Here is a 19,290-nt window from a genome sequence, read left to right as displayed (position 1 = left end):
CATGTATGAAGGCTATCCCGACTTCCAGCGCATTATTATCTGCGATGATCAACGTTTCGTCGCCGCATATCGGCAAAACGACGCCTATTATTTATATCCGCAGGCGCTCAGCATTCTGGCGGCCGACCCTTTGGCTTTCTCGCTGGATATCGTGCGTAGCTACAGTACCGAAAGCCTCTACGGCTGGCTGAATTTCACCACGCAATTGCAGTTCGCCGGTGAACAAAGCCTGCAAGTATTTAAGCAACAGTATCCGGATTGCGCGGTGAAGGCGCTGCCGGTCTTGCCGGACAGCCTGGGATTCGACGTGCCCATCGATTACCACAGCGATCTGTACGGCCGGCACTACGACACCACCTGGTATTCAGCACAGTGCAGTCAATTCATCATTCTGCTCAATGCGACAAGCACTCAGTTGATCGAGCGCACCCTGCTCGATGAGACGATAGGCTTCAACGCGCGTCTTGACGGTTTCGTCGAAGGCGTATCACCGCGTCTGGCCTACCGGATGGAATTTGATGCCCGTGCGCTGATCCTGGCCCTGGCCGCCGGCGTGGAGGGCGCCCATGCCGTGGGCGATAGCGGGATTGTCTTTCCCTACGACGGGCTGACCCTCTACCTCAGCCGCAACCTCACCCGCTTGCCGCTCGACATCGACCCACCGCCGCCGGCGAACGATCCGGCCGGCGATCTGCTGCTCAGTCAGGCTTTACTCGATCGGCTATACAACCTGTACGGTGCGCCATCTGTCGGTCCCGCCGCCGGCAATATGGCACAGATCCTTCTGACGCCGCCCCCGCATGCGGGCCGGACCCGGTGCGATCTGGCCAATGTCGCGCTGACTCAGCGGCCGCTTTGCTTCACGCTGGATCCGTTCGCCGCCGCGCAGCAGATCGCCAAAGTTTCGCCCGATACCATTATCCATCGCAGCACCGCACCGCCGCTGCCGGCGGGAGAGCGAGAGATCAACGTCTTTTACGCCTACCCGCTGGGGTTGCAATCCGGTGTTTCGATCGATATTCAGCTGACAGTACCGCCCGGCAATATCTACCCGATCGAGCAAACGCAAACGCTGGCGCTGCGACCCGACCGCTCCTGGTTAACCTTCAAGTTTCATAACAGTGCGCTGGATGCACAGCCGTTTTTCTACCAGATCCGCGTGAATTACCCGCAAGACGGCGTTTACCGCACGTTGCCAGGCGAACAACGTCGCTACGACGAGGATAACCTGGTACTGGATTACGCCGCGCTGCCTTGCCGATTCCTGACTCTATATCTCGACCCAACGTTCGCCCAACAAAGCCGACTTGGCGGCCTCTATCACTCCGCCGACTGGCGCCAAACGTGGGCGCTCAGCGCATCGGTGCCCTATTTCAGCGCACCGATCTTGGGCGATCCTACTTTTGCCGAAGCGACCGCCTACTCACTTTCCGGCGGCGGCGCCGTACCGTTACCCGCCCCGATCGTGCAAAACGCCACCATCGGCGCCTACAGTTTTCCGCAGTTCGGCGCACAACAGGCGACGATCACCGTTCGGCTGCCGCCGCAGTTGCTCAGCGCCGTATTGAGTTTTCAGCCGCAGGACAGCGAGCGCACCAGCGAGCGCACTTTTACGCATTCGCAGCCGAGCTTCGTCTACAAATGGAACGTCACCTCCATTTTCGCCGCCGGCTTCCGCTACAAGACTCCCACTGGCCCCTGGTCGCCTTATGTCACCGGCGACCAAACGATCGATATCAAGGGTGATACACCATGACCGACGAATTGGATCCACAACGTACGTTGCAAAACTTCTTTCTTCTTGATCGCGCGCTGGCGTTTCACGACCAAACGCGCCCCAGCGGCTGTTACACCTACGGCAGCTATACGCCGCAGGTGGTGCAGGAAACGCCGGCCGGCAAGATCAGCTCGTTGCATTTGCTGACCAGCCCCGGCGGTGGCCTGGCGACCTTCATTGCACCGAAGCTGCCGGTCGACAGGACTGCGATCGAGGACTATATCCGCCGCCATTTCGTTCCCGCTCCGGAAACCATCACCCTGGAGCAGGAGGAGATCCAGCAATCGCTGTGGCTGCACTTCGCGCAACGGCCGGCGACTGCCGCCTACAGCGTCGAATTTGAACAGTCCAAAATGGCGTTGACCCATGAGGAGTCTGGCCGGCTGGCGGGCGCGATCCAGGGAACAAAAGACCAGGTCTATTTTCTCACTCGCAACCGATTCAGCGTCGACAGCCGCGTCAATGCCCGTTTGCAGGCCGATTGGGTCGCGTTTGTCACCCTGGTCTTCAACGAGCAGGCACGGCAACCGGAAGCGATCGCCAGGCTGCTGAACCAACAAATCGACGCCGGCGTCGTCATTGTGCAAGCGCAGTTCGACAATGCGCCTTCAGAGCAGACGAAAGCTCGCGTTCGCCAGGCGTTGGTAAACACCGCCTCACTGCTGATCGCCAACACGCTACGCAACATCTCGTCGCCAGAACAAATCCCCAACAAGCTGAATTACCAAATCGAATACGACGACACCGTGCCCCAGCGCTATCTGCTGGAGCAGCAACGTGACATTGCCGAACTGCTCAATCGGCTGCCGGCCGACGGCATCATCTCCTTTACCGCGACGCCCCTGCCGGAACCCAGCAGGCCGGATAAGCCGATCGAGCCTCAACGCTGCACCGTCAGCCTGGGATTTGATCCAAAAGGCTTCAATATCATGGCGATAGAGCTGCACTGGGCAGATCAACAGATGCCGATGGCGTGGCCCAGCTTCCCGCCAGTGACGCTGGAAACGACAGCGGCGGTGAGCGATATCGCACTCAAGGTGACCTTCGCCGATTACACCCGCTTCGAGAGCCGGCTGGCGTGGCAGAACGCCATCGCGCTGACGCCGCAGGATGTGGGTTTCTATAGCCTGCTGTTCGACGCCGAGTCTCTGAAGGCCGAATTCAAAACGATCTCCGGCAGCGCCAGCTATCTCCCGGCGGGCCAGGGCAAGAAACAAAGCTTCACCTTCGCCTTTTCCGCCGCGCAGTGGCAGGCCACCTGGTGGATCAACGCCCATGCCGCCGGCCTCAACGGCCGGGTGGACTATCGCTGGCAAGGGAAAACGGCGGCGCTATTCCCCAAAAACTACGACTCCGGCCCCCTGCAGGCCACCACCGGCCCCATCAAACTGCAATACCACAAGTGACATAAACAAGAGGACCGCCCTATGTTAACCACCGCTTTGCAGCAATCGATAAAAATCGACGTCAACGAGTATTTGGGCGTCAAGGAATACGCGTATACCTGCTACGGCGACAGCGACAGCAAGGATACCTTCTATGTGGTGCCGGAGATCCCGGTGTTTGCCAAACGGGATACCAATACGCCGAGCTTCATGTTTTACAAATACCGCAGCGAAGATACGCAAGGCGGCTACGCGCAATTCACCGTGCAGCTGCCGCAGCCGAATGCGGAAATGAAAGACCGCATCCGCCTGCAGCTGTATAACGGCCTTGGCAGAAAAGGCGGCCCTCTGGATAAAAAATCCAAACTCATTGTCGACTACATCAAGGCGAAACAGGCCTATGAGGCGGACCCGGAAAACAACACCAAGAAGACCGCGATGGACCAGGCGCAGAAGAATACCGGCCTGAGCGATGAACAGCTCAACCGGTTTGTCGCGCTCTACGACGGCAACAAGGGCGACGACCAATTCCTCAGCGAACTGATGCCGGCGGACGCTGCGAAAATCGAACTGATGCAACCGCGCTACACCTCGGCGCAGGCCATGCTGATCCTCGACGGCAACGATAAGTTCTATCGCCAGATCCCAACGCCGCTGTCCCCCTCCGGTCTCGGCGACAACAATACCGTGTTCAGTCTGTCGCTGACCGGGGAAGGCGCCACGCTGTTTGAACAGGTACTGAAAGGCACCGATAAAAACGCCAGCGTCGGCGTGCGCTTCGATCTCTCCCTGGATGCCTCCATGTCGGCGGCCAAAGTGATCGTCACCTACAACAGCGAGCAGGCCAAGTCCGTAGCGCAAACCATCAACTACCACACCTGGTCGGCCGACGAGAAAAAGATCGAGCAGGAGTTTTACGCCAAGGAAGCGATCAAGGTGGACGTGCGGATCGGGTTGACGGCGCAAGAGATGGGCATGGAACCCGGCGCCTATGATAAATGGAAGGAAAGTCTGCGGAACTGGGGACAACAGCAGGTCGAGCAGATCCTGAGCAGCCAAACCGGCATCGATATGAGTCTCAATTTGCTGAACGACGCCGGCAGCTTTGAAAAATTCCAGTCCAAAATCTCGCAAACTCAGAGCTTCACCCGCGAATATGAAGAGAACGCCGTGGTGTCCTCCACCATTTACCCGCAAACTCAGCTGCCGTCGATACGCTCAATCGTCGGCGAAGCCGAGTTGGATCAGTACTTCAAAGAGTACGATCTCCACGACCCGTTCTATCAGTACATCCAGCCGGAGTTCTTCGTCACCGAAGACATGGCCAAGTATGATATCGCCAATATCGTGGTCACCGCAGTGTACGACGACAATCTCAAGAGCACGCTGACCTTTACGCCGAAGGATCCGGGGCCGAAGAAAACCGACAAGTGGTTTATCAAACCCGAGCTCGGCCGCGCCTACCGTTATCACTACACCGTCAACTTCACCGGCATGCAGGCCAAGCCTTACCTGTCTGGGGACATCCAGGTCAAAGACGATCTGGTGGTCACTATCAACGCGGCGCAAAGCGGCATCGTTTATGCGGATATCGCCACCCTGCTCAATCCGCTAGGCTGGGAGGTTTTCAGTCAGGTCGTGGTCACGACCCTGTACGAAGACAAAGAACATCACGTGTCGCCCAAGCAACACACCCAGGTGATTAGAGTCGATAACCCGCCGGTGCCGTTTATTTATCCGATCGGCACCAACGTGGAAAAGCCGCTTTATTATTCGGCCGACTACTATGCGCTGGACGGCGACAGCCTGACCTACCTCCCGCCGGGCGTGGAAAGCAACCCTCAACTGCCCGGCTATGGCGAAACGCGCGGCAATCAGATCCTGATCGCCAACGCCCTGCCGAAGCAGCAGAAATACACCATCATCTTCAAACCATCGCAAAAAGACGTTTCGTTGATCACCTTCGAGATGACGGTGAACTACCCGAAATGGGACTTCTCGCAAACGCAACCCATTGCGTTAACCGAGTTCGACACCAAGTCGCTCACGCAGTACCTGACATTCAACCTGATGCAGCAAGAGAAAGGCAACGAGCCGCAGATCAGCTACACCGCCACGGTCTATTACGGCGATAACCAGGAGAAAACCGTCACCAAGCCGATCACGGGCACCAGCACCATCGTGGTCGTGACCTTCTGACGGCCGGTCTCCGCCGGAGCAAGCACACCTTGCTCCGGCTCCCTCTCCGATGACGTGGGGTTGCCGCTATGCGCGATCAGGTAATCATGCAAGACATCTGTTTTATTCGAGCGGACCCGGATCGGCCCGTGTATTACTACTGTGCCGCCGCGCCGAGCGTGCAGGTCGCCGCAGGCAATCAACCCGATGTCCAACTGCAAATTTTCAGAAACCTCAACCAACCGGACGATCTTTACTACGCCACGCTGTCGTTGCAGACCCAGCTGGCCAGTTCGCCCGAAGCGGCACAACGCGCCGCCGCCGCCAGCCCGGACATACCGCGCGGTGCGATCTTATTGCCGCTGCAGGCGATCGCCTGCAGCGCGACGCTGAATATCCCCGATCTTATCCCCGGGCAGACCAGCAAAACCTCGCTGAGCGACCAGCAATATTGCTACCTGTCCGCCAAACTGGACGATGACGACGATATCCTGCTGCTGGCGAGCCTGATGCGCACGCCGGCCTCGACGCCTATCGCCGTCAGTTACAAAATCGACTACCTGCAGCAGCTGCCGCCAGCCACCTTCGAGCTGGAAGCCAACTGGGACCAGGTTTACCGTTACCTGCAGCGCTCGATAGGCTTTAACCTGCTGATCTTTAGCGTCGGTATCGAGCAGACATCCGCCCAGTTGATCAGCGAGAAAATCGTCACCGTCAAAGTCAGGGACACCGACCCCGACGGCCATATGGCGCAGGCGGCCGCCGAACTGACGCAGATCCTCACCAGCCAGTTCTTCACACCGGTTATCGCCAACGAACCGCAGCAGACAAGCCCCAAAGCCGGCTTTTATCTGCAACAGGTCTCGGTTGAAAACATCGACCAGCGTCGCCTGAGCGGCAAGATCAGCGAAACCACCGTCGTGCAGCGTTCGCTCTATCCGCAGGCCCTGTTCGCCCAGTTGGTCAACGGCACGGACTATCAGGCCGATCGCGCGATCGTCAAACGCGATCTGCAGGATGACTTTTTCGCCTATCGCGAGGTGCGAGTCAGCCTGCTGTCGGATGCGCTTGACGCCAATATCCTGCTGGTGACGGCCCGGTTGCGCTATGGCTCAAACAGCCGACAGCTGAAATTCACCCGCGACGACTTCGGGCCCAAACCGTTTAAGGAACCCAGCCTGATCGACCCGAAAACGGGAAAAATGCTGTGGCCGGTCGAGTATGACTTCACCGTGTACTTCAACCAGTCGATAGGCGGCGTAACTTCGGTCAGCTCCGGTAGCCTGCAAACGGAGATGAGCGAGGTCTTTCTGGACGTCGAGTCGCTCTACGGCCGCTATGATTTCGCGATCGAAGCGGCGCAACAGTTTGACTGGCAGCGCTATCAATCCGTGCTGGTCACGCTACGCTATCGCCACCGGCAACAGCCGAACAGCAGCGTGTCGCGCAGCTTCCAAATTGACCAGGCCAGCCCGCGGGCCCACTACCCGGTCATGCTGCCGGAGCCGGACGAATACCAATTCGACGTCAACAAAACCTACAGCGCCGCCGTCAACTCACCGCATATTTCCGCCGAGCAGCAAGAACCGACCGGCCAAGACGTCTACCTGTTCTCGACCCTGTATCGTCAGCGCGTGCTGACGCTGTCGGCCGACATGGACTGGCGCCGGGTGGAAATGGTCATCGTTTCCGCCAGCTACGCCTGCACGCCGGCGGAAACGCTGCAGCAGGTGTTTCAATTCACCGAATCCGACGCCGCCCCGCGCTGTTTCAGCGCCGATCAGCTTGATCCGGAGCAGATGACCATCGATCTGGATATCTGGTTTACCTATCAACCCGGAGAAGGCGGCGATCGGCCCGAAAACGTGCAGTGCTCGACCGACGCCAACGCTCTCGATCTCGCCACCCTCAGTTAACTAAGGAAACGCCATGTTATTACTCAGAGCCAAAACCGCCACCATCAACAACATCACCTTCTTCGCCGACGATTCAGACGATAATCAGTTCTGGTATCTGCCCGGCGATATCCACATTGCGCAAAAGTCGGGCGAACCGGTGTTTTCGTTGATCAAATACACCGGCGACGCCAGCGACCCACAAGGGGGATACATCAACTTCGAGGTCAATACGGCGATCGACGAAGCGGTGTTGAACCGTGCCTTCAACGACTATCTGCGCAAACTGAACGTTGATCCCAAGAACGCCCGCAAGGCCCAGGTACCGTATGATAAAGGCACGGTGAACTTCTTCGTGCTCGACGCGGGCGCCACCAACGGTGAGCTGATCAGCGCCCCTTGCCCAAGCCTGTTCGGCAACAACAGCGCCATTTTCAGCGCCAAGCTGACGCCGTCCCAGGCGGTGATCCTCGAAGCCGCGTTCACCCAGGCCAAGGCGCCGGCCGCCGTCGCCTATAATCTCAGCTTCACCGGCATCACGCCGGCGCTGAAGGTCGAAGTGACCGCACAGTTCGAAAGCATCTACAAAGAGTTCGATCTGAAATTCGGCGCCAACATTCCCATCCCGGTTGAGACGCCGGCCAGCTTCTGGCTGGGCTTCGACAGCGTCATCAAAAAACTGCAGCAGGATCAGAAACTGGTGATCAAGGTCACCGAAAGCATGCCGGGCGATGAAGAGGCCAAAGAGAAAGAGTGGGCGCTGCAGTTCGTCAAGGAAGAGATCCTGAAAAGCTTTTTCAGCGCCACGCTCAAACCTAACGACGACAGCAACCCGCAGGCGAAATCCGCCAGCGACGCCATTCTGGATTCGCTGATCGCCAGCGACAAGAAAGAAGGCGAAGAAGCCGGCAAAGGCGGCCTGTTCCCCAGCGCTTCGCTGGAGATCAAGCTGGTGCGGATCGAGGAAACCAAAAGCCTGAACTTCAACTACACCTCTTCGAAGGCCCTCAGCCAGTCCGCCGTGCCGCAAAACTTCATCGGCAGCGATATTCTGCATGCTCAGAAAACTGCGCCCTACTTTATTCAGGTCAACGTCAACGATCCGTTCTTCCAGCAGCTGGATTTGACCGTGCTCGGGCCGGACAGCTTCGAAGAGTATGGGATCAAGGCCGCCAGCTTCAACATCCGTTACAACAACCAGGTTTATACCGGCGCGCCTTTCACCAACGATGACGGTACCTGGACCAAGCGCATCGCCCGCAGCAGCGATAAGAACGAGCTGTTCCATATCACCAGCGAATTCGCTTTCAAATCCGCAGCCTCCTCGGGCTGGGAAGGCAGCAGCAACTATCAGTCGCTGTCCGAATCGGCCTCGACGCTGCTGAACATGGATCCCGGCTCAGTGCTGTCGTTCAACGAGATCAGTATCTTCCTCGATCGCAAATTCTCGTGGGAAAACTGTAACCAGGTCATGGTGGAGCTGAGCTATCAGGATGACAAAGGAAGCCGCAAGATCAAGAAATATACCTTTAACCAAGACGCGCACGAGAGCCAAACGTTCAAATACCGCTGTCTGACGGAGAAGCCCTGGGCGGTCAATTACACACTGATCTACTTCTTGGTAGGCGGGGAAACCGTCGAACGCAGCGGCAGCGAAAACCCGCCGGCGATCGTTATCCCCAATCTGGTTTAGGTGTGCGCCATGACCGATCGCAACGCAGTGTTACCCGCGGCATGGAACGCCCTGGTCAGCGCCCTGTGCAGGGAAGCGCCCCATTTGCAAAACACGCTGGCCCCGGACGTCGCCCGTTTCAGCCGTACGAAAGCGACGCCCGGCGGTTTGTCCGCCGCGTTTACCACCAGCCTGCTCGGTTATAACGGCAGCCCGTTGGAGTTCAGCGTCTCGTCGGCCAAACCGCAGGGGCTCGCCTGCACGCTGGATCCCTTTTTGCCGCGCTATGCGCAGCGGCGCAGCGCCGGCGCCTTTGCCCGACACTGTCAGGCGATCACCGCGGCCCCGCTCGCCGATCCCGCCAACAGCCTGGAGGCGGTGCGACGCATGCAATGTGCAAGCGTTCAGCCGTTGCGATTCGGCGTCTGGCTGGGGCGAAAATACGGCCCGGACGCGATCAAAACCAAGGTCTACATTGAAACCCCCGCTGACATGGCGGCCGCGCCCGATGAATTGCAAGGGCCGCTCGCCGCCGAGGCCCGCCGCGCGGCGGGATTGACGCTGCTGATGGTGGGGTATTACCCGGAGTCTGCCGACTCTCCGCGCGAATATTACTACCAGTGGCACAGTGCGCGGATCACGCGTGACGATATCCTCGCCGTCATGCGGCTGTTCGAGGGAGAAAGCCGTTTTTCCGCCCTAATGCCGCTGCTGGACCGCGCGCTGCAGCAGCAGGACAGACGGGACTTCCCCCCGACCACCTACGGGTTCAGTCTGGGATACGCGCCGGACGGCAATTTGGAGAGTTTTACGCTGTTCGCCATGGCGGCAAGTTTTTTCGGCGACAACCGCCGCGTTTTTGACAGCATCACCGCGTTGCTGGCGCCTGATGGCCAAACCCTGCCGCTGCTTAACCGCGCGGTGAGCGAGCAGGTTCCGTTGCAGTACAACGTCGTCGGTTTTTCCTGCGATCGCCAGGGCAATCACAGCGTCAGCTGCACGTTCAGCCCGCAAAACGCGCATTTCGAAATCCTGCCATGCAAAGCGCGCGCAACGGCACCGCTTGTGCCATTGCCGTTGGCGGAGCTGCTGGCGCAGCAGTGTGCCAGCGGCGCCTTTCCCTCTCATGTCAGAACGCCGGATGGCCGCTGGCACAAGGATGAAAATGCTTTTGTCACCGCCCAGGTGCTCCGTACGCTGGATTATAGCGCCCAGACCGCGCCCCATATCGAGCTGGCGCTCGACTTCTTGCTCGGTTGCGAGAGCCGCCCGCACCACTTCCATTTTTGGCCTGCCGGCAAGCACCCCACCTGGATGGCGGGCCAGCGGATCGACGCTGACATCGACGATACCGCCATTATCACTGAGCTCTTGTATCGATTTCATCGGCGCTCGTTGGCCCAAGCCAGACAGACGCTGGCGCACATGCAGGCCTACCAGGTACAGCGCGTCGAACGGCGGTTAACGACGACGCAGCACCAATGGGCGGAGTGTTACGCCTTTCACACCTGGATGAAAGACGACGGTGATATCACGCAGCTGGACTGCTGCGTGAATACCAACGCGCTGATTTTAATCCATGCGTTGACCTCCGCTCACGGCAGCCCGCCGCCGGCCTATTCGCGCATTATCCAAATGCTGAATCAGGCGGTGAGCTGGAGCGACGGCGATTACAACCGCCTCAACGCGTTAACGCCCTATTATGCCCACCCGCATGAGTGGCTGAGTACGCTGGAATACGCCAGGCGGCAAGGGGTGCCGCAGCTTTCACCGGCGATCGATGCGCTGGCCGCCTGGCGCTTGCCGGCGACCAATGACGAAAGCCCGCTCTATCGCCGTCACGACGGTCATTTTCTTTGGACTTCCGCCTGCCTGAACCAGTTCAGACATCTGGCACGCCTTTCTTCTCTGGAGGATCGCTATGAACATCTTTCTCAATGATCTGGTGACGCTGAACAAGGTCATTTTGGACAACGCGCGCGAACAGTTTCCCGACGCCGAAGCCCCCCGTCTGCGCTACCGCGCCGCGCCCGCGCAGGTGGCCGACGAACTGCAGGCCGATGTTTGTACCGAAGTCGTCTCGGGAGAGACGCGCTATCGCATCGCTACCACCAGTGACGGTACACGCTGGCATATGACGGTGGATTTTGCGCTCAGCCGCGCCGTTCAGCAGGTGCCCTACGTGGTGCTGACCTTCAGCACGTTCGACAAGGTTGAAGAAATGATCTTCGAACAGGTTTTGCTGGACGCCCCGCCGACCCGCTACCGCGCCCAGCTCGACCTGGACCGCCTGGAACAGCGTGACGCGCTGCTGCGAGCGCTGTCGGATTATGACTCGCAAACTACGCTGGTGGTCGCCATCGTCACCGATAACGGGCTCCTCAACACCATCACCTCGCCGAAAGTCTTCTACTTCGCCGAGAACTACTATCCCTATATCTATCAGGGCATCCTGCCGCCGCCGCCGCGCCTGCAGCTGATCCTCACGCCGCTGGCCTTCGGGCATCTGTGGTACAACTACTATCAGGACTATGTACGAAAAAACTATCTTTATTACCTGCCGGATACTTTCCTGCTCGCGACCAACGCCGCCGAGGACGACAAACCGATGCTGTCTATCTCGTTTTCTGCAGCGCCGCACGCGACCTCGCTCAACGATGTCGAAGTGACGTTCGACTATTTCCTGTCGCCCAAGGTCAATCAGGCGCGCATCGGCGACGCCACCGCACAGTTCACGCAGATGCAACCGGACGGCAAGCTGGCACCGTTCGCCAACGCGGACACCCTGACGCTGCAGCTGGGGCTGCCGGACGGAAAAACGGAGGAAAAAAACGCGCTGATCAATCTGCAGAGCGGCATCGTGGATTCATTCACGCTGCCCGCCAGCCAATTTGGATTGATTTGGGACGCCTTCTTCGATCGGTCTGCGCAAAACCTGCTGCTCAAGGGGTATCTGGCGGTGCAGTTCACCGGCTTCAACCCGGATAATCTGCCCGTAGCGCTGGCGCTGGACGCCAAATACCAGAACAGGCTGCCGGATTTCATCAAGCAATCCGCACCGGCGGACATCAATAAGACCGTGGAATTCCGCAGCGACGCCGGCGCCTACGATCCTGCCGGACCGCGACCAATCAAGCGCATGCTGGTCAGCATCGACAACCAAACCATTGAGCTGGACAAGGAACACCCCGTTCAATCGGTTAACGTGAAGATTTCCGTGCTGGAACTTATCCTGCATCCGGACAAGAAGCTGGTGTATCACTACGATTTGCAGATTATCTACGTCGACGGCGGCAAAAAGTCCTCCTACGACAATACGTCCAGCTTCGAGATTATTTACGTCCCCTGAACGGGGAAAGAATGGCGGCGCGGCCAGGCTGCATCGAGCCCGGCGCGCCGGAACAGAGGATCAACGTTTTTTCTTTTTGTTAAAATCCAGCTCGAAGGCGAACACGGCGCTCTGAATTTTGCGCTCCATCGCCAGCCCAAGCTTAAGAAAGCGGCATGACAGGCGCGAGAAGTGCACCACCTGGTCGTTATCGTCGGTTTCCTGATCGTCGTTGACCACCACCAGCTCCATATTGACCTTGAAGCTGCCGTAGCTGCCCAGATCCAGCTCCGCTTTCTTGAACTGCAAGCCTGGCTGGAAGAAATCCGGCAGCGGGCCGTCGAAGCGTAAACCGACGCCGCCGGCGGAGAGATCGTGGATCCGCAGCTCGTACGGCGTTCCGTCCGGGTATTCGCCGGTACAAAAGAATTGGCGCCAGTGCGGCGTAGTGATGCGGAATTGACGGCGACGCTGGATATAGACCAGCTCCTGCGGCAGCCGGGTCGAACAGGCCTGTACGCCCTGATGTTCGGTCAGCTCCGCCTGGGGGACGGAAAACTCGATTTTGGCGTCGTTGCTTTCAATCACGATGGTGCAAGCACCGTCAATGGCGCTCGAGGCTTCCTCACCGCTAAACACGATATTGTCCGGCCCGACGCTCAATAACAGACTTTGAAACCGGTGCTGCTGATTTTCTACGCGCAGCGGCGTGCGTTGTTTGCAAATTTCTCGCAGAATCGCCAGAACTTCAAAACGCTCCCGTTTGATAAACAGTCCGTTATCGCTGTGCTCCACACGTGTCTCCTGACTTTTTTCTAATGACGTCTTACGTATTCCTTACGGTTATCATCTCTGGGAATATTCCTAAAGTCAAATTTGCCAGCGTTGCCAGGCCTGCGGCAGCAGGCGTGCGAAACGTTTCGCCCATGCCTGTTGCCCGCGTTCGTCAGCGACCAAATCCTGGCGAATTTCGATGCCGACGTAAGGCAAACCGCGGCGCTCCGCGTGTACCGGCAACGTGTAATCGGTGGCGTCCGTCATCGCATAAGGTTCGTTAATACCCACCTGCAGATCCCCCTCTTCACGCAGCAGTTCAGCCAACAGCAGCGCAAATTCCGGGTAGCGGTTAAACAGCAGCCCCACCTGCCAGGGGCGCGATTGGCCCTTGAACACCGGCGTGAAGCTGTGCATGGCGATCACCGCCGTCGGCAGTTCGCGCAGTTGGCGTTGCCCCAGATGCTCGTCGATGGCGTGGTGATACGGTAAAAATACCTCGCGCTCACGCGCCAGCGCGTGTTCGGCGTTGATGCCGATATTGCCGGGGATGGGCGTCAGTTCAGACAAATGCGGGATCGAACTGGCGATGCCGGGCGCCCGGTTGCAGTCGATCACCAACCGTGAGTAACGCTGATGAATCAGCGTGGCGTCAAGTTGGCGGCTCAGATGGCGCGATACGCCCAGCGCGCCGATATCCCAGCCGATGTGGCGCTCGATCTCCCCCGGCGGTAAGCCGAGATCACCGAGGGATTGCGGTATCGCCTTGCCGGCGTGATCGCACAGCAGCAAAAATGGCGCTTTGCCGCGCGGGGTTTCAACGACGGCGGCGGGCGGTTCATCGGCGGACAATAACGGCGGGATAAACGAATGAGGCATGAAAGGCTCCGGCGGTGGAAAGCAAAACGTTTATCGTAGCGCTATCCCGTCGCCGGCCCCAAGGTCGTGCTTAGATCAAAAAGGCATGAGTCAGACGCCGATCATGCCGTCTCGGCTTCCTGCGGCTGATGCACCGCAATATAACGTTGATAACGCGACGGCTTGAGCCGCGAGGTATCCACCAGCACCAGGCCGTCGATGCAGTTGTTGAAGGCAGGATCGGTGCCAAAGTCGATAAACTGCACCCCGCCCGGTTCGCACAGCTCGGTGTACTGTTTGTACAGCGTCGGGATCGAGCAGCCGATGTTGCTGAGCAGGCTCTTCAGCCGCACCAGATCTTCCTGGTAGTTATCCCCGGCAAACTGCGCCAGCACCTGCGGCAACGACGCTGGATAAGGACGACGCGACTGCGCGAAGGCGTGATCCGGCGAGAAATAGAGCCGATAGAAGGCGATCAACAGATCGCGCGCCGCCAGCGGCATGCCGCCGGAAATGGATACCGGGCCGAACAGATAGCGATACTGCGGGTATTTCGACAGATAGGCGCCGATGCCCAGCCACAAATAGTCCAGCCCGCGCTTGCCCCAATAAGCCGGCTGAATGAAGCTGCGCCCCAGTTCGATGCCCTGCGCCAGGATCGGTTCCATATCGCGGTCATAGTGGAACAGGCTGTTGCTGTAGATGCTCTCCAGGCCCTTACGCGCGATTTGTTCGGCGGTGGGGATAAAACGATAGGCGCCGACGATCTCCAGCTCCTCTTCATCCCACAGCACCAGGTGATAATAATCGTCGTCGTAGCTGTCCAGATCGCGGCGGCGGCCGGATCCTTCCCCCACAGCGCGGAAAGCGATCTCGCGCAGGCGCCCCAACTCGCGCAGGATCGGCGTGCGCGCTTCATCGTGACGGCGATAGAGGTAGATGGTTTTGCCGTCCGGCGTCACCCCCAGTCGTTCGCAGTTCGCCAGCGCCTTTTTCAGCTCCAGACGATCTTCCGGCAGCGCGATCGGCGATTCGCTGGCGAACAGCCCCGGCTTGCCCTGGCCCAGGCGATACACGTGGCGGCGAAAACGCTCCGCCAGATCCTTGGCGCTGGTGTGGCCGTCGTGCCAGTTGGCGAACGGCACGCGGCCGCCGATGCGGATCCTGATGCGCCCGCCCCGCTGCTGGAACATTTCACGCACCAGCAGCAGCGTCGACAGCGGACGGTAGACCAGAGAGGTAAAGTAGAACAGGTTGCTGTTGCGCGCGCTGATATGAATCGGCACGATCGGCGCGCGCGCCTTGGCGGCCAAGCGCAAAAAACCGGTATGCCAGTGGCCGTCGCGGATGCCTTTTGGGCTCATGCGCGACACTTCGCCGGCCGGGAAAAGGATCAGCGCGCCCTGATTGTCCAACTGCTGCTGCATGCCTTCAATCTGTTTGCGACTGGTTTTATAAGCGACGTTATCCACCGGCACGAACAGGTTGCGCAGCGGTTCGATGTAGGTCAGCAGCTGGCTGGCCACCACTTTCACATCCGGACGCACCGCCGCAACGGCGCGCAGCAGCACCAGGCCGTCGAGCGAGCCGATCGGATGGTTGGCTACGAGCACCACCGGCCCCTGACTGGGGATGTTTTCCAGATCGCCGTCCACCAGCTCGCAGCTGAGGTTAAAGTAGTCCACCACCTGCTCGATCAGATCGAGCCCTTTCAGGTGGGGATAGTCGGCGGCGAACTGTTTGAATTCTTTTTCGAAGAGAAGGGTTCTTAGCAGGCTGCGCTGCCAGGCAGGGGTATTGCGGTGTGGAAATGCATCTTGCAACAGAGAATCCAGGCTGAACATCGCGTTATCTCCTGACGTAGTCGCTGCAAACTTAAGCCAGAGCCATGACTCTGACATGTCAGTCACATGACAATAAAATGAATCCATCGACTATCAGGTATAGCAAAGTAATGGCGATTTGGGAGCGAAAGACGCATTTTCGCCCCACTTCCCCTCACATCGGCGCCAGCAACGCTTCAATGCGGCGGTTCACCGCTTCACGCAGGCGCAGCAGCGGCCCCGCCTGATGCGGATAACGCTTGAAGGTGATGCGCATGCCCAGCTCGCGTTCGATCAGCGCCTCCACCGCCGCCCGATCGCTCAAACTCTCCAACAGCTGCAGCGCGCGCATGTCCTGCAGCCCCTGATGCAGCACCCGCAGGCGCAGCGACTCCACCGGCTGCAGATCGTCGCCCGGATACACCACGAACGGGTCGCCGGAAGGAAACGCATGGCCGCTGTCGGTCACCGCGTACGGATTGATGCGCTCGCGCGAATGGGCGCTGTTATAGAAGTTGAATCCCCAGTGCAGGAAGCCGGCGATGCGGTACAGATACAGCTGCACGCCCAATATGCGGTTGCGCGCCGAAGGCTGAGCGAAGAAGCGATTGGCGACCTCGGTCTTCTGCACGCAGCAATAATAGGCCCACAGCCCGGGCACCCGGTGTTCGATAAAGGGTTCGATATGGTCGGTCGCCGCCACCGGGGTCTCCACCAGGCCTTGCTGATAGAACGCGAAATCCGACAGCGCGTCGAAGGTGCGAAAACCGCCCAGCAACGGCCGCAGCGCGGCGCTGGCACGCTGGTAGGCCGCCAGGTTGTCCAGCGTCGGTTCATCGGAAATGTGGAACCACACCTGCCGTTCCAGCCCCCGTTCGCGAAACCAGGCGGTTAACGCCGGCAGCAGCGCGTGCAGGAAACGCTGATACGCTTCGCCCTGCGCATCGGTGTGCCAGCCGAACAGCGGCAGCATCTCGCCCTGATCTTCTACCACTATCTTCGGCGCATGCGCCGCGCCCCATTGGGTAAACAGCGGCGCGATCTCGAAATGCTCGATGCCCTCTTCCTGTGCCAGCGCCACCCATTGCGCCAGACGGCTGAAATCGAAGCCGAACCCCTGCGCCGAACGCGTCACTTTCACCAGCTGCACCGTGGTGCGTTCACCGCCGACGGCGGTATCCAGCGGCGGCGTAAACAGCGGCGTCAGCAGCATATTGACGCCGGCCTGCACCGCACAGCGCACAAAGTTGCGCACCGCGCGCCAGTACGCCGGGCTGAACACCGCCAGACGGTAGTAATCCGCCAGACAGTCGGTGTGCAGCCACTCGGTATGCAACAGGGTTTGCGGCGGCAACGCCGCCGGCACCAAGTGCAGCGTCAGTGCGGCTTCGGCCAGCGTCTCGCCGCTTTGCGCATCCAGCAGGCGCAGGGTCAACGGGACATCGCCGGCCAGTGTCATGGCGGCCGGCGGCGTCAGGGTGAGCCATAAGCTGCCGTAATAACCGCAGGCGGCGAAAAAACGCCGTTGCGGCAGCGGCATCAGCGGATCGGGAAATAATCCCGGTTCGGTGGTCAGGTAATTTTCATCGCTCTCGCGATAACAGGGAAATCCGCTCGGCACCGATCGCACCTGACGCACGCTGATATAATCCGCCAGCGGCCCGTCAAGTTGATAACACAGCTCATGGCGGGTCTCGTTACCGGGCGTTTGCAAACAGTATACCGCCTGCCAGGAAAGCACCTCGTTATTCAGCCCGCTCAGCCGATTTTCTACGGAAATGGATGGCATGCTGCGGCGATGAAATACTTTTTCCAGACTATGGGTAAATACCAGAGACAGGCGCATAATAATCAGCCCTCTTTATTTCTCATGAATAATCGGTGTAAAAATCAGGCTAGCGTCTTTTATCGCCACAAACAATAGTCAGTAATAAAAAACGTTCCAGCCATCTCTTCTGACGGCGGTGGGAAGATTTTTTTGTTTATTTGCATCACAAAAATGAAAGAAGCTGGAGCTTGCACAATAAAAATGTTTTTAATCCCCATTGTGGTGCAAGGGTTATCAGTTATTCCTATGCCTGCGAAGACCGCTAAATGCCGCACTACCGGGGAAAAACCCCGCCACGAGGTTAATGAAATGTGAACGGATCGACCTTTCACTTAGTCGTAAAAGCCTTTCGATTTTAACAACAATGAAACATACATGCCCCATTTTTGGGCGTTCGGGGGTGTATTGACACATTGAAAGTTAAGGGATAGAAAGAATTTACGTTGCGAAAAACGTTATTCGTCGCTCACCGAGGGGAAAGCAATGTCACCGATAAAAAATACCGGCCGCCTGCTGGCGCACTCCATTCTTGCCAGCGCATTATTATTACCCACCCTGCTCCATGCAGCAGATAAAATAACATTACGCTATGCCGTTTGGGACAGGAATCAATTACCCGCCGAACAGGAGATCGCCAAGCGATTTGAACAGGCCAATCCGGATATAAAAATAGAAATAGAATTAACCCCTTCGGCGCAATATTTCGTTAAATTAGATTCCGCTGCCGCCGGCGGCGTAGCGCCGGATATATTCTGGATTAATATGCCTTATTTTGTGCAGTACGCCAAAAACGGCATTATGGAGCCGCTGGCGCCTTATATTAAGGAGAGCGGCCTTAAGCTGGACGACGTGGTCGCCAGCTCGGTGAAAGCCTACCAGTACGACGGTCAACAGATGGCCATCCCGCGCGACGTCGATTCCATCGCCGTGTGGTACAACAAAAAACTGTTCGATCAGGCCGGCGTCAGCTACCCCACCAACGACTGGAGCTGGGACGATCTGAAGAGCAAGGCCGCCGCCCTGAAAAACGGGTTGAAAGGCGCCGCCTTCCCGCTGGTAATGGACCTCAGCATCGACGGCCAGGACAGCTACATGAACCTGCTGTTCCAAAACGGCAATCACATCGTGCCCAAGGATGGCCAGCCTACCGACATCGCCAACGACAAGTCCATCTGGGTCTATCAGCAACTGCAGGGCATGATGAAAGACGGCCTGATGCCGAGCGCCCAGCAGATGAGCGAAGTCAAAACCGAGAACATCTTCCAGTCCAACCGCGCCGCGATGGTCTATGCCGGCTCCTGGCTGGCGGCGCCGTTCGCCAATAACCCGCTGATCAACGATCACATCGGCGTGGTGATGATGCCGAAAATTGAACGTCAGTCCGGCGTGGCACACAGCCTGGCCTTCGCCATGTCGGCCAAAAGCGCCCACAAACAGGCCGCCTGGAAATATATCGCCTTCATGAGCAGCGAAGCCTCGCAGGCGGAGCTGGCCAAGGTGGTGATCCCGGCCAACAAGACGGCGGCCAAAGTTTGGGCGCAGCAGATCCAAAAGGTCGACGTCACGCCTTACATCCAGACCCTGGAAGTGACCCAGGCTTATCCCACCGCCGGCACCAATACGCCGAAATGGCAGAACATGTGGATCGCCAGCCTGAAGAAGATCTTTATGGGCGCGGACGCCAAACAGGAAATGGACAAATCGGTCAAGAAGATCGCGCGCGTCATGGAGCAGTAATCGCCCCGCCGCGGCGCGCTGCCCCGAGCGCGCGC

At 58.5% G+C, this 19,290-nt stretch carries 12 protein-coding genes; 8 read left to right on the top strand and 4 right to left on the bottom strand.

Annotated features, from left to right (window positions below):
• Position 1: 1 nt before the first annotated feature.
• The 7 genes from IMX17_RS05325 (at position 2) to IMX17_RS05295 (ending at position 12,256) form a co-directional block, all read left to right on the top strand.
• Positions 2–1,756 carry a hypothetical protein gene (locus IMX17_RS05325; RefSeq protein WP_182264398.1) on the top strand — a complete coding sequence of 585 codons (1,755 nt, stop codon included), beginning with the start codon at positions 2–4 and terminating at the stop codon, positions 1,754–1,756.
• Positions 1,753–3,183 carry a hypothetical protein gene (locus IMX17_RS05320; protein ID WP_193549403.1) on the top strand — a complete coding sequence of 477 codons (1,431 nt, stop codon included), beginning with the start codon at positions 1,753–1,755 and terminating at the stop codon, positions 3,181–3,183. The genes IMX17_RS05325 and IMX17_RS05320 overlap by 4 nt, the downstream gene beginning before the upstream one ends.
• A 21-nt stretch (positions 3,184–3,204) precedes the next feature.
• Complete coding sequence (locus tag IMX17_RS05315) at positions 3,205–5,361, top strand: hypothetical protein (protein WP_046898257.1); 2,157 nt, start codon at positions 3,205–3,207, stop codon at positions 5,359–5,361.
• 128 nt (positions 5,362–5,489) lie between these two features.
• Complete coding sequence (locus IMX17_RS05310) at positions 5,490–7,256, top strand: hypothetical protein (protein ID WP_370570924.1); 1,767 nt, start codon at positions 5,490–5,492, stop codon at positions 7,254–7,256.
• A gap of 13 nt (positions 7,257–7,269) precedes the next feature.
• Entirely contained in the window at positions 7,270–8,928 is a 1,659-nt protein-coding gene (locus tag IMX17_RS05305; protein ID WP_046898255.1) for a hypothetical protein, read from the top strand.
• A gap of 9 nt (positions 8,929–8,937) precedes the next feature.
• Complete coding sequence (locus tag IMX17_RS05300) at positions 8,938–10,848, top strand: hypothetical protein (protein ID WP_193549401.1); 1,911 nt, start codon at positions 8,938–8,940, stop codon at positions 10,846–10,848.
• Positions 10,829–12,256, top strand: a complete 1,428-nt coding sequence (locus tag IMX17_RS05295; protein ID WP_193549400.1) for a hypothetical protein — start codon at positions 10,829–10,831, stop codon at positions 12,254–12,256. The genes IMX17_RS05300 and IMX17_RS05295 overlap by 20 nt, the downstream gene beginning before the upstream one ends.
• A 60-nt stretch (positions 12,257–12,316) precedes the next feature.
• Here IMX17_RS05295 and IMX17_RS05290 read toward each other — a convergent pair whose 3' ends face one another.
• From IMX17_RS05290 to IMX17_RS05275, 4 genes are all read right to left on the bottom strand, one after another.
• Positions 12,317–13,030, bottom strand: coding sequence for a flagellar brake protein (locus IMX17_RS05290; RefSeq protein WP_033643201.1), 714 nt, complete (start codon positions 13,028–13,030; stop codon positions 12,317–12,319).
• Between the two features lie 75 nt (positions 13,031–13,105).
• Complete coding sequence (locus tag IMX17_RS05285) at positions 13,106–13,888, bottom strand: N-formylglutamate amidohydrolase (protein WP_182264392.1); 783 nt, start codon at positions 13,886–13,888, stop codon at positions 13,106–13,108.
• A gap of 101 nt (positions 13,889–13,989) precedes the next feature.
• Positions 13,990–15,711: a lysophospholipid acyltransferase family protein gene (locus tag IMX17_RS05280; RefSeq protein WP_019452617.1), complete on the bottom strand. Its 1,722-nt coding sequence runs from the start codon at positions 15,709–15,711 to the stop codon at positions 13,990–13,992.
• A 154-nt stretch (positions 15,712–15,865) separates the two neighbouring features.
• On the bottom strand, positions 15,866–17,536 hold the full coding sequence (locus tag IMX17_RS05275) for a DUF4091 domain-containing protein (protein WP_046898251.1): 1,671 nt from the start codon (positions 17,534–17,536) through the stop codon (positions 15,866–15,868).
• A gap of 465 nt (positions 17,537–18,001) precedes the next feature.
• On the opposite strand from IMX17_RS05275, the gene IMX17_RS05270 reads away from it, so the two are divergent.
• A complete protein-coding gene (locus IMX17_RS05270) occupies positions 18,002–19,255 on the top strand; it encodes a sugar ABC transporter substrate-binding protein (protein WP_046898250.1) in 1,254 nt (417 codons plus the stop codon).
• The last annotated feature ends 35 nt before the right edge of the window (positions 19,256–19,290 follow it).

This window comes from Serratia sp. X3 (assembly GCF_014982455.1).
In the GTDB taxonomy this organism is placed as follows: domain Bacteria; phylum Pseudomonadota; class Gammaproteobacteria; order Enterobacterales; family Enterobacteriaceae; genus Serratia; species Serratia ureilytica.
Note: the sequence above shows the minus strand (reverse complement) of the source record. Positions and strands in the feature narration are given on the sequence as shown.

Excerpts from the sequence above, each read along its gene's own strand:
- IMX17_RS05315 (WP_046898257.1), top strand. The coding sequence starts at position 3,205 with ATGTTAACCACCGCTTTGCAGCAATCGATAAAAATCGACGTCAACGAG.
- IMX17_RS05320 (WP_193549403.1), top strand. The coding sequence starts at position 1,753 with ATGACCGACGAATTGGATCCACAACGTACGTTGCAAAACTTCTTTCTT.
- IMX17_RS05270 (WP_046898250.1), top strand. The coding sequence starts at position 18,002 with ATGTCACCGATAAAAAATACCGGCCGCCTGCTGGCGCACTCCATTCTT.
- IMX17_RS05305 (WP_046898255.1), top strand. The coding sequence starts at position 7,270 with ATGTTATTACTCAGAGCCAAAACCGCCACCATCAACAACATCACCTTC.
- IMX17_RS05295 (WP_193549400.1), top strand. The coding sequence starts at position 10,829 with ATGAACATCTTTCTCAATGATCTGGTGACGCTGAACAAGGTCATTTTG.
- IMX17_RS05325 (WP_182264398.1), top strand. The coding sequence starts at position 2 with ATGTATGAAGGCTATCCCGACTTCCAGCGCATTATTATCTGCGATGAT.
- IMX17_RS05275 (WP_046898251.1), bottom strand. The coding sequence starts at position 17,536 with ATGCGCCTGTCTCTGGTATTTACCCATAGTCTGGAAAAAGTATTTCAT.
- IMX17_RS05280 (WP_019452617.1), bottom strand. The coding sequence starts at position 15,711 with ATGTTCAGCCTGGATTCTCTGTTGCAAGATGCATTTCCACACCGCAAT.
- IMX17_RS05285 (WP_182264392.1), bottom strand. The coding sequence starts at position 13,888 with ATGCCTCATTCGTTTATCCCGCCGTTATTGTCCGCCGATGAACCGCCC.
- IMX17_RS05300 (WP_193549401.1), top strand. The coding sequence starts at position 8,938 with ATGACCGATCGCAACGCAGTGTTACCCGCGGCATGGAACGCCCTGGTC.